Source organism: Oryzophilus luti (assembly GCF_059726245.1).
In genome coordinates, this window is record NZ_AP040874.1 from 2,679,532 (window position 1) to 2,692,693 (window position 13,162).

At 62.5% G+C, this 13,162-nt stretch carries 11 protein-coding genes; 9 read left to right on the plus strand and 2 right to left on the minus strand.

The features are described 5' to 3' along the window. The first annotated feature begins 7 nt into the window (after positions 1-7). The 5 genes from selB (at position 8) to AC6IZO_RS11490 (ending at position 6,467) form a co-directional block, all read left to right on the plus strand. Positions 8-1,915, plus strand: a complete 1,908-nt coding sequence (selB, locus tag AC6IZO_RS11470) for a selenocysteine-specific translation elongation factor (RefSeq protein WP_497804933.1) — start codon at positions 8-10, stop codon at positions 1,913-1,915. Positions 1,916-1,947: 32 nt separating this feature from the next. Next, positions 1,948-2,433, plus strand: coding sequence for a GNAT family N-acetyltransferase (locus AC6IZO_RS11475; RefSeq protein ID WP_497804934.1), 486 nt, complete (start codon positions 1,948-1,950; stop codon positions 2,431-2,433). Between the two features lie 2 nt (positions 2,434-2,435). Beyond that, on the plus strand, positions 2,436-3,752 hold the full coding sequence (trmFO, locus tag AC6IZO_RS11480; protein WP_497809952.1) for a methylenetetrahydrofolate--tRNA-(uracil(54)-C(5))-methyltransferase (FADH(2)-oxidizing) TrmFO: 1,317 nt from the start codon (positions 2,436-2,438) through the stop codon (positions 3,750-3,752). A 183-nt stretch (positions 3,753-3,935) separates the two neighbouring features. Continuing rightward, positions 3,936-5,195, plus strand: a complete 1,260-nt coding sequence (locus AC6IZO_RS11485; protein ID WP_497804935.1) for an ABC transporter permease — start codon at positions 3,936-3,938, stop codon at positions 5,193-5,195. Between the two features lie 3 nt (positions 5,196-5,198). Then, positions 5,199-6,467, plus strand: a complete 1,269-nt coding sequence (locus AC6IZO_RS11490; protein ID WP_497804936.1) for an ABC transporter permease — start codon at positions 5,199-5,201, stop codon at positions 6,465-6,467. Positions 6,468-6,635: 168 nt separating this feature from the next. Here AC6IZO_RS11490 and der read toward each other — a convergent pair whose 3' ends face one another. Continuing rightward, on the minus strand, positions 6,636-8,135 hold the full coding sequence (gene der, locus AC6IZO_RS11495) for a ribosome biogenesis GTPase Der (protein WP_497804937.1): 1,500 nt from the start codon (positions 8,133-8,135) through the stop codon (positions 6,636-6,638). Between the two features lie 95 nt (positions 8,136-8,230). On the opposite strand from der, the gene yoaA reads away from it, so the two are divergent. Next, complete coding sequence (gene yoaA / locus AC6IZO_RS11500; protein ID WP_497804938.1) at positions 8,231-10,246, plus strand: DNA repair helicase YoaA; 2,016 nt, start codon at positions 8,231-8,233, stop codon at positions 10,244-10,246. Between the two features lie 32 nt (positions 10,247-10,278). Here the strand turns inward: yoaA and AC6IZO_RS11505 are convergent, their stop codons facing one another. Next, positions 10,279-10,791 (minus strand): YcxB family protein, encoded by a 513-nt coding sequence (locus AC6IZO_RS11505; protein WP_497804939.1) that lies wholly within the window; start codon positions 10,789-10,791, stop codon positions 10,279-10,281. A gap of 257 nt (positions 10,792-11,048) precedes the next feature. On the opposite strand from AC6IZO_RS11505, the gene queD reads away from it, so the two are divergent. The 3 genes from queD (at position 11,049) to queC (ending at position 13,135) form a co-directional block, all read left to right on the plus strand. Next, complete coding sequence (gene queD / locus AC6IZO_RS11510; protein ID WP_497804940.1) at positions 11,049-11,426, plus strand: 6-carboxytetrahydropterin synthase QueD; 378 nt, start codon at positions 11,049-11,051, stop codon at positions 11,424-11,426. A 149-nt stretch (positions 11,427-11,575) separates the two neighbouring features. Beyond that, the gene (locus tag AC6IZO_RS11515) at positions 11,576-12,259 is read left to right on the plus strand and encodes a 7-carboxy-7-deazaguanine synthase QueE (RefSeq protein WP_497804941.1); all 684 of its coding nucleotides are present in this window, start codon (positions 11,576-11,578) and stop codon (positions 12,257-12,259) included. 174 nt (positions 12,260-12,433) lie between these two features. Then, entirely contained in the window at positions 12,434-13,135 is a 702-nt protein-coding gene (gene queC, locus AC6IZO_RS11520; RefSeq protein ID WP_497804942.1) for a 7-cyano-7-deazaguanine synthase QueC, read from the plus strand. The last annotated feature ends 27 nt before the right edge of the window (positions 13,136-13,162 follow it).

Below are 13,162 nucleotides of genomic sequence, written 5' to 3' on the forward strand. Positions count from 1 at the left end.
TAGAGCCATGGACGCGACAAAGATGAAGCCGGTAATCGTGGGCACGGCAGGCCACATCGACCACGGCAAAACCGCGCTGGTGCGAGCGCTGACCGGCATTGACACCGACCGGCTGGAAGAAGAAAAGCGCCGTGGCATCACCATCGAGCTTGGTTTCGCGCATCTGGAACTGAACGGGCCGCAGGGGCCGGTGCGCCTTGGCTTTGTGGACGTGCCGGGGCATGAGCGCTTTGTGCGCAACATGCTGGCCGGCGTCGGCGGCATTGACGTGCTGCTGTTCGTCATCTCCGCCGAAGACGGCGTAAAGCCGCAGACGCGCGAACACTTCGATATTTGCCGCCTGCTGCGAGTTCCGCGCGGCGTCATCGCCCTGACCAAGTGCGACCTGGTGGACGAGGACACGCTCGGTGTGGTGCGCATGGAGGTTGAGGAGTTTGTACGCGGCAGCTTTCTGGAAGGCGCGCCGATTGTGCCCGTGAGCGCTCTGGCCGGAACCGGTCTGGAAGAACTGCGTCAGGAGTTGGCGCGGATTGCCGGAGAGGTGCCCGCCAAGGATGACCGCGCGCCGTACCGGCTGCCCATTGACCGCGTCTTCACCATGAAGGGCTTTGGCACGGTCGTGACCGGCACCACCATCGCAGGCGAAGTCCACAAGGAACAGGAATTGGAGCTGCTGCCAGCGCGCAAACGCATTCGCGTGCGCGGCGTGCAGGTCCACGGAGACACCAGCGAGCGCGCCCGCGCCGGACAGCGCACGGCGCTGAATCTGGCGGGCATTCCTCAGGAGGAGCTGGAGCGCGGTATGCAACTGGCGCAACCCAACCTGCTGCTGCCCGTAGCACGCTTTGACGCCCGCGTGACGTTGCTGAACTCCGCGCGCCCGATGAAAGACCGCGCCAAGGTTCACCTGCACCTCTACACCACGGAGACCGTGGCGGAGGTTGTGCTTTACGAAGGCGCGGAGTTGAAGCCTGGGCAGGAGACCTGGGCGCAACTGCGAATGGAGCAACCCGTGGCGGCCGCTCCTGGAGATCGTTTTGTGCTGCGGCAGTTCTCGCCGGTCATCACCATTGGCGGCGGCATGGTGGCCGATGTTGCGCCGATGAAGCGCGTCAAGTCAGAGAATCGCACGGCTCTGCTGGCAAAGCTCGCAACGGCCGATGATGCGGAGAAGCTGCGCCTGCTGGTGGCGCGGCGCGCCCTGCGTGGGCTGCCGCTGGAAGATGCCGTGCACGAGACGGGCTGGGGTGCGCACCGGCTGCAAAGCGTGGCGGAGGCGCTTGCCAAGCGCATTGCGCTGGTCAGGCTTTCCAGCGTGTTGCTGAGCGCAGAGGCACTCGGCGCGGCGCAGCATGAGCTGACGCAACTGGTGGAAGCCTTCCACAAGGCGAACCCTCTGGTGGCCGGCATCAGCAAGCAGGAGTTACTGGAGAAGAGCGGGCTTGGCGATGAAGTGTTCAGCGGCACGCTCAATTCGCTGATCGGGGCAAAGAAGCTGGCGCTCACCGCCGAGCAGGTGCACATGGCCGGGCGCGGCGTGGTCATGCAGGACGATGAAGCCGAGTCGAAGAAACAGATTGAGGCGGCCTTCGCCACCGCCGGCCTGAAGGTTCCGGCACTGAAGGAAGTGCTGGCCGGGTTGAAGATTGACCGCACGCGCGCGCAGAAGATTGTGACGTTGCTGCTGCGCGACAAGGTGCTCATCAAGGTCAACGAGGAGATGGTCTTCCACGCGCAGGCGCTGGCCCTGCTGAAGCAACAGGTCGCCGCGATGAAGGCAAAATCGCCGAAGATCGACATTTCGAGCTTCAAGGAAGCCACCGGCATCTCGCGCAAATACGCCATTCCGCTGCTGGAGTACCTGGACCGCGAGCGCGTGACGCGCCGCGTGGGCGATGAGCGCGTGATTCTGTAACGGACGACCATTCAAGTTTGAAAGGGTGAGAGATGTTGACCATTCGAGAGGCCACGCCGGAAGATGCTGCGCTGATTTTGCGCTTCATACACGGGCTGGCTGAGTACGAACACGAACCGAATGCGGTGAAGACCACGGAAGAAGATTTATTGCGTGAGGGCTTCGGGCCGGAGCGGCACTTCTGGTGCCTCATAGCCGAACTCGACGGCCAGCCCGCGGGCTTTGCGCTCTACTTCTACAACTACTCCACCTGGACGGGCCGCAAGGGCATCTACCTGGAAGACCTGTTCGTGTGGCCGGAGATGCGCAAGAGGGGCGTGGGCAAAGCCCTGCTGCTGCATCTGGCAAAGCGGGCCTGCGACGAAGGCTGCGGACGCTTTGAGTGGGCGGTGCTCGATTGGAACACGCCTTCGATCGAATTTTACGAAAGCCTGGGCGCGCGAAGGATGAAGGAGTGGCTCCCCATGCGCGTGACCGGTGAAGCTTTGAAGAATATGGCGGAGATGGCAGGCAAGTGAGCATGAAGGTAAAGGTGATTGGCGGCGGCCTTGCGGGGCCGGAGGCGGCATGGCAGTGCGCGCGGCGTGGCGTGGACGTGGAGTTGTACGAGATGCGCCCGGCGAAGCAGACTCCGGCGCACGAGACGGATCAGTTCGCCGAGCTTGTGTGCTCGAACTCGCTGAAGAGTGACAGCGAAAACACCGCGCCGTGGCTGCTGAAGGAAGAGATGCGCCGCGCCGGATCGCTGCTGATGGAGATTGCACGCACCACCGCCGTGCCCGCTGGGCACGCGCTGGCCGTGGACCGCGAGGCCTTTGCGCGGCAGGTGACGGAGGCCATCGCCCGCGAACCAAAGATCCGCGTGGTGCGCGAGGAAGTCACGCACATCGATGAGAACGAGATCACCATCATCGCCAGCGGCCCGCTCACCAGCGACGCACTTGCGGAGGAGATTGCGCGGCTCGGCGGCAGCGATCGGCTCTCCTTCTACGACTCCATCAGCCCCATCGTCGAGGCCGACTCCATCGACAGCAGCAAGGTCTACAAGGCCGCGCGCTACGGCAAGGGCACGGCCGACTACATCAACTGCCCCATGACCAAGGAGGAGTACGACATCTTCCTGGACGCGCTGCTGGAGGCCCGCCAGGCCGACGCGCACGAGTGGGACAACGTCAATTACTTTGAGGGCTGCCTGCCGATCGAGGAGATTGCGCGCCGCGGTCGCGACACGCTGCGCTTTGGCCCGATGAAGCCCGTGGGTCTGGACGACCCGCGCACCGGACGCTGGCCCTACGCCGTGGTGCAACTGCGGCAGGAGAACCTGCGCGCCGACAGCTACAACCTCGTCGGCTTCCAGAACCACATGAAGTTTCCCGACCAGGCGCGCGTCTTCCGCCTCATCCCCGGCCTGGAGAACGCGAAGTTCCTGCGCTACGGGCAAATCCACCGCAACACCTACATCAACGCACCCACGCTGCTGCAGGAGACTCTGCAGATGCGCGAGCATCCGAAGGTGCTCTTCGCCGGACAGATCAGCGGTGTTGAGGGCTACGTGGAGGCCATTGCCACCGGACTGCTGGCGGGCGTGACCGCCGCGGCGCTCGCGCTCGACCGCGAACCAGTGGCGGCGCCACGCGCCACGGCCTTCGGCTCCATGACGCACTACATCTGCCACGCCGAGCCCAAACACTTCCAGCCGGCAAACATCACCTTTGACCTGCTGGAGCAGCTTGACGAGGACACCAAGCGCCGCGTGCGCGACAAGAAGGTGCGCCACCAGATGGTGTGCGAGCGCGCACTGGAAGCGCTGGGGCCGTGGATGGACGCGACGCGGTAAGTCCCTCAGTTTCAAGTTTCAGAGTTTCGAGTTTCAAGCACGATCGAAGAATGGGCTGTTGCGCCCTGCGGCTTCCGCAGAGTACAACAGCCCTCGCTTTGAGTGAACCGCCGACGCCCTCGCTGCGTATCAGCCAACACGGGCGGGGCGCGTTCAGGCGCCGCGCGCCGCTGAGGGCGCGGGATGTCGCTGACCGACTTATTCAAAGACGTGCTGCAGACGCTGTGGGCGCACAAGCTGCGCACCTTCCTGACGATGTTCGGCATCGCCTGGGGCATCGTCTCCATTGTGCTGATGGTGGCCGCCGGCGAGGGCTTCCGGCAGGGGCAGGCCAAGCAGCAGGCCACCTTCGCCAAGGACCTGATGATCGTTTTTGCCGGACGCACCAGCCTGCAGGCGGGCGGCGCGCGCGCTGGCCGCCGCATCTTCTTCGACACCCAGGACATCCGCTACGTGAGCGAGAACGCGCCGTCCTGCCGGTACGTGATGCCCGAGCTGGGACAGAGCGATATCACCGTGCGCTCGGCCTTCAACAACGGGCGCCCCAACGTCACCGGCGCCTACCCGGAGTTTCAGGAGATCCGCAGCATCGGCGTCGCCGAAGGGCGCTTCTACAACTGGGACGACATGAACGCGGGCCGCCGCGTGGCCTTCCTCGGTAGCGACATTCACAAGCAGTTGTTTCCGCAGGGCGGCGCCATCGGCCGCTACGTCTACCTGAACAACATTCCCTACCTCGTCATCGGCGTGATGCAGGACAAGAAGCAGAACTCCAGCTATGACGGCTGGGACGTGAACAAGGTCTTCGTCCCCTTCCCGGTCATGCTCGCGGACTTCCCGAACAAGCCGCCGTCGACGCCCACCAACATTGACCGCATGTTGGTGACACCGCGCAGCGTGGAGTTGCACGAGGAGTGCAAGGGCCAGATGAAGGCCGCGCTGGCGCGCCTGCACGGCTACGACCCGGCGGACAAGGAAGCCGCCGGCATCTGGGACACGATCAAGGAGGCGCAGGCCTTTGCCAAAATGACCGACGGCATGAAGTATTTTCTCGGCGCCGTCGGCGTCACCACACTCTTCCTGGGCGGGCTGGGCGTAATGAACGTGATGCTGGTGGCGGTGCGCGAGCGCACGCGTGAGATTGGCGTGCGCAAAGCCGTGGGCGCAACCTCCGCCAGCATCCTGCGCCAGTTCTTCCTGGAGACAATGATCATCGTCTTCCTTAGCGGCGGCGCGGGGCTGGGACTTGCCTTTGGCCTGTGCGGACTGGTGAACCTGCTGCCCATGCCCGCGTTTTTTGCCGGGCTGATGCCGACCTGGACGGTGGGACTAGGCGCGGTCGGGCTGCTTGGCGGCATCGCCATCCTGGCGGCGCTCTATCCGGCCAGCAAGGCCGCCTCCATTGACCCGATTGAAGCGCTGCGCTACGAGGCGGGAGGTTAGGCGATGAACCGAGGCGGCATCTTCACCGAAATTCTGCGCGAGGCCTGGACGGCGCTGCGGCGCTCGCCCACACGCTCGGCGCTCACCATGCTCGGCATTGTCTGGGGCATCACCTCAGTCACGCTGCTCATCGCCTACGGTTCGGCCTTCCGCGGCGTACTGCTGGATGCGTTCAAATCCTTCGGTCCCAACCCGGTCATCTGCTTCCGTCAGCAGACGAGCGAGCAGCCCGGCGGACAGCGTGCGGGCTATCGCGTCAAGTTCGAGCAGGAAGACCTCGACCTGGTGAAGGCCAACGTCACCTCGCTGAAGTATGCGTGCCGCGAGAGCGTACGCGAGCTGCCCATGCAGTACGGCGAACGCGTGATGAACCCCACGGTGCGCGGCGTCTGCGCCGAATATGGCGAGATGCGCAGCGAGATTCCAAGCGAAGGCCGGTGGCTGAATGCGAGCGACGTGGCCGAGCGGCGGCGCGTCGTCTTCCTTGGACACCGCATCAAGGAGCGCCTATTCAGCGGACGTCCGGCGGTGGGTGAAACCGTGCTGATCCGCGGCGTACGCTTCACCGTCGTCGGCATCATGGACACCAAGATCCAGCTCAGCAATTACTTTGACAGCGACGACAGCTCGGTGTGGATTCCCTACAGCACGGCGGGCGACCTGTGGAACACGCGCGACGCGCAGGTGCTGATCTTTGAGCCGGTGGCACCTTCGCTGGAAGAAGACGCGAAGAAGCAGGTGCTAGCCACCATTGCGCAGCGGCAGGGCTTTTCTCCCACCGACAAGAAGGCCATACAGATGTTCGGCCCCGGCGAAGTCAAAGGCATTGTCGATGGGCTGACCATCGGCCTGCAGGGGTTGCTACTATTCATCGGCATGCTGACACTCGGCATTGGCGGCGTGGGTGTGATGAACATCATGCTGGTGAGCGTGGACGAGCGCGTGCGTGAAATTGGTCTGCGACGCGCGCTGGGCGCAAGGAAGATTCACATACGCCTGCAGATGCTGGCTGAGGCTCTGGTGCTGATGCTGCTCGGCGGCGTCATCGGCATCGCACTCAGCTATGTGCTCTCGCTGGCCGTGGGCCAGTTGCCACTGCTCGGCCCGCTCTATGAGGACGAATCCGGCAAGGCCGATATTCGCCTGCACGTCTCGCTGGGGACGGTGATGCTCTCGACCTTTGTGCTGCTGATTGTGGGTGTGTTGAGCGGCATGGCCCCGGCGGCCAAGGCCAGCAAGCTCGACCCGGCGGAAGCCTTACGGTGCGAGTAAAAGAGTTTCGGAAGGTCGCAAAAAGCAGATCCTTCGTCGCTGCGCTCCTCAGGATGACGCATTGACGGAGCCATAGAAAACACGATGCCCCGCGCTCATCCAACAGGGATGAACGCGGGGCATTTTTTGAAGCCTTCTGAAACGTTTCGAAACCTATGAAACCTTTTCTTACTTCTTCCCCGGTTTTGCGTTGGGCACGAACTCGCGGCGTTTGCGCGGGCGCAGCTTGATCCAGATGGGCGTGCCTACGAACTTAAAGGCCTCGCGGATCTGGTTCTCCAGAAAGCGCCGATAGCTGAAATGCAGTGGCACATCGCGGTCGGTGAAGAGGATGAACGTAGGCGGCGCCACGGCAGCCTGCGTCATATAGAAAATCTTCACCTTGTTCTTCATCGGCACCGAGGCGCGCTCGAAGTCCACCATGCGCAGGAAGCGGTTCATTTCGCCGGTGGTGACGCGCTTGCGCCGCTCGCTGGCCACCAGTTGCAGCGTCTCAAACACGCGCTGCACGTTCTTGCCGCTGGCGGCGGAGATAAAGATCATCGGCGCATATTCCAGGAACTTCAGCATGCGCCGCGCCTGCTCTTCAAAGATGCGGCTGTCTGCCGGAGCTTTGCCATCGGTGCGCGCGTTGGTCACAAGGTCCCACTTGTTGATGACGATGATGACGCTGCGGCCGGATTCATGCGCGTAGCCGGCAATGTTGGCGTCGAGCGCCGTCACGCCCTCGGTGGCGTCAATGACCATCAGCGCCACGTCGGCGCCTTCGAGGTGCTTGCGCGCCATCACCACCGAGAGTTTTTCAGCCATCAGCTTGGTCTTGCCCTTGCGGCGGATGCCCGCGGTATCGACAAAGCGGTAGCGTTGCCCCTCGCGCTCAACAACCTCATCCACGGCGTCGCGCGTGGTGCCCGCGATGGGCGAAACGATGGAACGCGCGGTGCCGGTGAGCTGGTTGAGCAGCGTGCTCTTGCCCACGTTCGGGCGGCCGATGATGGCGATGCGAATCTCCGCCGGCGGGCCGACTTCTTCGGCGTGATCGAGCTCAAGCCCGTCGCCCATGTCGCCGGTGGCTTCGTCGTCCTGCCCGTCGAAATTCTCGTCTTCATCGGTGGGGACTTCCGGCCCGCTCTCGGCAAGCAGGCTGTCCGGAACCGTGGGGACGACTTGCATGACGGCCTCAAGCAGTTCAGCCACGCCATCGCCGTGCTCGGCGGAGATCGGGTACAGTTCGCGAAGGCCAAGTGTGCGGAAGCTCTGCGCGTGCGCTTCCAGCTTGGGCGAATCGACCTTGTTCACCGCCAGGAACAGCGGCTTGCCCGTGCGCAGCAGCAGACGCGCCAACTCCATGTCCGGCGAGGCCAGCTCTGTGCGGCAATCGACCACGAGCACCACCGCAGCGGCTTCTTCCAGCGCCACGCGAGCCTGCCGGAAAATCTCCGACGGAATAAGGTCTTTGTCCTCGGGAATGATGCCGCCGGTATCGACGATGCGGAAGCTGCGGCCATTCCAGCGCACGTCGCCGTAGATGCGGTCGCGCGTGATGCCGGGCTCGTCGCCGACGATGGCGCGGCGTTTGCCAACGAGGCGGTTAAACAGGGTGGACTTGCCCACGTTGGGGCGTCCGACGATGGCCAGCAGGCCGGCGCGGTCTTGGGTTTCTTCCATAGGGGTCACAAAACTTCTCTCAGGGTGGGGCGGCGCTTCGCAGCGCGGCCCGGGATCAAGCGCAAACGGGCTTCCGTCCTCTATTATAGGTCGCGATGAGTTCCACTCCACAACCAGCGCCGGTCAAGGACCTTTCGCGGCTCTCGCTCTACCAGTTTTTCGGCCCTGGCGGCGTGTTGCAGCAAACCCACCCGCAGTATGAGTTCCGCCGCGGCCAGCTCGACATGGCGCAGGCCGTGGAGAAGGCGCTGGAAGAGCGTCGCCACCTGATTGTGGAGGCCGGAACCGGAACCGGCAAGACCCTTGCCTACCTGCTGCCCGTGCTGCGCTCCGGGCGAAGGGTCATCCTCAGCACCGGCACCAAGAACCTGCAGGAGCAGTTGTTTTTCAAGGACGTTCCGTTCCTCGACGAGGCGCTCTGCGGCCCCCGACCCGAGGACAACAAGCTGCGCCTGCGCGTCTGCTACATGAAGGGGCGTAACAACTACCTGTGCCGCCAGAAGCTCTACGACCTGACAAACGTGCCCATCCTGAGCGGGCTGGAGGAGATCGACCAGTTCCGCGCCATCAGCGAGTGGGAAAAGACGACCGAGCAGGGCGACCGAGCCGAGATCGAGGGCCTGCCGGAATCCAGCGCCCTGTGGCCGCGGCTGGACGCGCGCAGCGAGCGCTGCACCGGCTCCAAGTGCCAGCAGTTCGACCGCTGTTTTATCACCGAGATGCGGCGCCGCGCGGCCGAGAGCGACATCATCATCGTCAACCACCACCTGTTCTTCGCCGACCTCTCCGTGAAGCTGGCCGCGCCGGATACCGAAGCGGGCGTGCTGCCCGACGCCGAAGCCGTCATCTTTGACGAAGCGCATGAGCTGGAAGACGTGGCCAGCGAGTATTTCGGCGTCACCGTCAGCAACCTGCGCATTGACGACCTTGTGCGCGACGTGGAGGTGACGCTGCGCGACAAGCAGTTGCTGGCGCCCAAGGTGACCTCCGCCGCCCAGCGCCTGCGCGAGCGTTCCAACTTCTTCTTCGGCATCCTGCCCGGCGGCGAGGGCCGCATGGCCTTTGAAAACCGACAGGATTTTCTGGAGGAGAATGGCGATGAATACTCGGGCGTGATGAACCAGCTCACCACGCTGTTCACCGAGATGAACGCGCTGCCCAAGAAGCCCGACGAGATTTTCAATCTCGTCCGCCGCACCGACGAGTTGAAGGCCGAGCTTGGCTTCATCATGGAAGCCAAAGACCGCAACACCGTTTTCTGGCTGGAGAAGCGTGGCGCGCAGGGCCGTGGACGCGCTGAAAAGCAGAACGTCTTTTTGCAGGCCACGCCCATCGACGTCTCCAGCATTCTGCGGCGCAGCCTCTTCCAGCGCTTTGAGACCGTGGTGCTCACCTCGGCAACTTTGTCGGTCTCCGGCGGCTTCGACTACATCAAGAATCGCGTGGGCGTGGAGAACGCGCGCGAGCTGGTGGTGCCCTCGCACTACAACTACGCCGAGCAGGCCGTCTTCTACGTGCCGCCTGACCTGCCAGACCCGCGCGACGCCCTCTACGCCGAGCGCGCCGCCGACCGCATGCGCCGCCTGCTGGAGATCACGCGCGGACGCGCCTTCTGCCTCTTCACCAGCTACCAGCAGATGCAGCAGATCTTCGAGCGGCTGGCCACCATGATCGAGTTCCCCATGCTGCTGCAGGGCACCAAGCCGCGCAGCGCGCTGCTGGCGGAGTTCCGCGCGACGCCGCACGCGGTGCTGTTCGCCACTTCAAGCTTCTGGCAGGGCGTGGACGTGCAGGGCGAGCAATTGAGCTGCGTCATCATCGACCGGCTGCCGTTTGCGGTGCCGACCGACCCGGTGGTGGCTGCGCGCGTGCACTCGCTCGACGAGGCCGGCGGCAATGCTTTCTTCGACTACCAGGTGCCCTCGGCGGTCATCACCCTGAAGCAGGGCTTCGGAAGGCTCATCCGCTCGCTGCATGACCGCGGCCTGCTGGCGCTGATGGATAACCGCATCCTCAAGAAGCCCTACGGCAAGGTCTTCATCAACAGCCTGCCGCCCTACCAGCGCACCACCGACCTGCGCCGGGTGGAAGAGTTCTTCGGCTGCGAATAATTTTAGAAATTTCAAATTTCAGAATTTTAGAATCACTTCACTGCAGGAATGTTCGCTGCCAGCAAAGCACGGAATTGCTCGATTGTCTCAGCCGACAGCTGCCGCTTGGGAACGATATTGAAAATGGGGGTATGCTGCCACAACAGAAAAGAAGATTCGTCCTCAACGAAATTTCGAAAAATCGACCAAGCAGCCTGGCCCATGGAAATAGGCCCATGAACCTCAATCCCCGCCTCCGATGCCACCAACTTCAGTGGCCCGTGCAGTGATACAGAACTCCTATAAATCTTCCTTTGATTTCTTCGTTTCCAAAGCAGACTGAAAAAGACTGCTATCCCCGACAGCGTGCAAATGCCGAGCATGGGGATCAGTGCGAACGAATCTCCCTGTGTCACAACCCCGTGCACCAGAAACAGCCCGAGACCGATGAAATAAACAGGCAGAAGCCAGCGTGCCCATCGGACAGTTGCCATCGGAGCTGTCTTGATCGCAAGCTTCTGCGCGTTCAAATAGTCCTGTTCGGAGATTTCGTAATCTATCGTCATACCTGTTCACTCTGCATCCGCGTCGAAACTCTGACCTTAATCTACCCTCCGCCGCGATACAATAGAAGCAGTTTCAGGCTTCCTGAGACCTGTGCTGTGTCCCCTTGGAGGGAGCCCCGGCGCAACGTCAGGAAGAAGGGACCGGCTGCACGGCAGGCCCGGAAACTGTGTTCGAGGATTGCACCAGGGTTCGTGTGCGGCATCTTTGAATCCATCCGGCGACGTCTGCGCGTGAACGTCCGCGCCCATGGAGAAGCATGTACGAAGTAACCGTTGAAGATTCGTTCGCCGCGGGCCACTACCTGCGCAATTACAAGGGCAAGTGCGAGAATCCGCACGGCCACAACTATAAGGTGCAGATCACCCTGGCCGGAAGCGAGCTCGACAAGGCCGGACTGCTGCTCGACTTCAAGGAGTTGAAGCAGGTGATGAAGCACGTCATCGACTATCTGGACCACAAGATGATCAATGACGTGGAGCCGTTCACGCGGCTGAACCCTTCGGCCGAGAACCTTGCCAAATACTTTTACGACGAGACCAACTCGCGCCTGAAGCAGTCCACCAGCGACCGCGTCAGCGTGAAGAAGGTCACCATCTGGGAGACCGATACCAGCGTGGCAACGTATTACGAGTAGATTTTCGGATTTGAGGATTGCGGCATTTTCGAATTTGAAATGCGCATGGGGCTTCGGACAGTGGCTCGCGCAGAAGTAAATTCGTAAATATTGAAATCCGGAAATTCGCAAATCAGGCCGTGCAGCAGCGGCAACCGGGGAAATCAGTCTTGCAGATCATCGAAATCTTCCGCTCGATCCAGGGGGAGTCCACGCAGGCGGGGCGGCCGTGCATTTTTGTGCGGCTGGCCGGATGCAATCTGCGCTGCGCCTGGTGCGACACCGAGTACAGCTTCCACGGCGGACGGAAGATGACCGTCGATGAGGTGCTGGCCGAGGTGAAACGCCTGGCCAAGCCGGGCGACCTTGTGGAACTGACCGGCGGCGAGCCGATGTTGCAGGCCGCCGAAGCCGTGCTACTGATGCAGTCGCTGCTGGCCGAAGGCTTTGAAATCCTGCTGGAGACCCACGGCGAGCGTCCGCTGGAGCTGGTGCCAAAGGCCGTCCGCAAGATTGTGGACGTGAAGTGCCCTGCGAGCGGCGAGGCTGGCAAGTTCCGCATGGAGAACCTGGCGGCTCTGACCGAGCGCGACGAATTGAAGTTCGTGATCAGCAACCGCGAGGACTACGAGTTTGCCCGCGACTTCATTCGTGCACACGGGTTGGAGCAGGCAGGACGCGAACTGCTGCTCTCGCCGGCCTTCCGCAAGGACGCTGCCGGCTCGCGCTCGACCGAGAACTGCGCGCTTGACCCGCGCGTGCTCGCCGAGTGGATGCTGGCCGACGGTCTGCGCGCCCGGCTGGCGCTCCAGGTGCATAAATTCATCTGGGAGCCGCAGGTCAAGGGCGTGTAGGGAAGTTTGAAAGTACGGAAGTGCAAATTTAATAGATTTTCGGATTTAAGAATTTAGGAATTTTCGAATTTCGGAGCCGGACAGCTTGGAAAGTTTCGCCGCGTGTTTCGGGTTCAAGTTCGAAAATCTTAAGATTCGGCAATTCGAAAATTCCTGACGACTGACGGGGTGCACATGAGTCTGGGAAAGACCAAGACGGTGGTGGTGTTGAGCGGCGGCATGGACAGCGGGGTGTGCGCCACGCTAGCCGTGCGGGAAGATGGTCCGGAGCAGGTGGCGGCCCTGCACGTCAGCTATGGGCAGCGCACGGAAGCACGCGAGCAGAAAGCCTTCCACGACATTTGCGACCAGCTGGGCATTGTGCGCCGCCTGATGGTACGCAATGACGCGCTGCGCGAGATTGGCGGCTCGGCACTGACCGACTCCGCACTGAACGTGCCCACCGCCGGCCCGGAGATTGGCAATCATGTGCCGATCACCTATGTTCCTTTCCGGAACGCGCATTTTCTGTCGGTTGCGGTGAGTTGGGCGGAGGTTCTGGACGCCGAGCGCATCCTGATTGGCGCCGTGGCGCAGGACAGTTCCGGCTATCCTGACTGCCGCCCCGAGTACTACGAGGCGTTCAACGCGCTGATTAAGGCCGGCACCAAGGAAGGCCGTATTCGGATCGAGACTCCGCTCATCAACCTGCGCAAGGCGGAGATTGTAAAACTCGGTATGGAACTCTCTGCACCCTTCGATTTAACATGGTCATGCTACAGTCGGCAGGACAGTGCCTGCGGCGTCTGTGAGAGCTGCGCGCTGCGCCTGCGGGCGTTTGAAGCGGCCGGGGCGGAAGATCCCCTTCCCTACCTGACGCGGGAGACGCGGCGGTAAGGGGCCTGCGGCTGAAAAAGTTCTGGC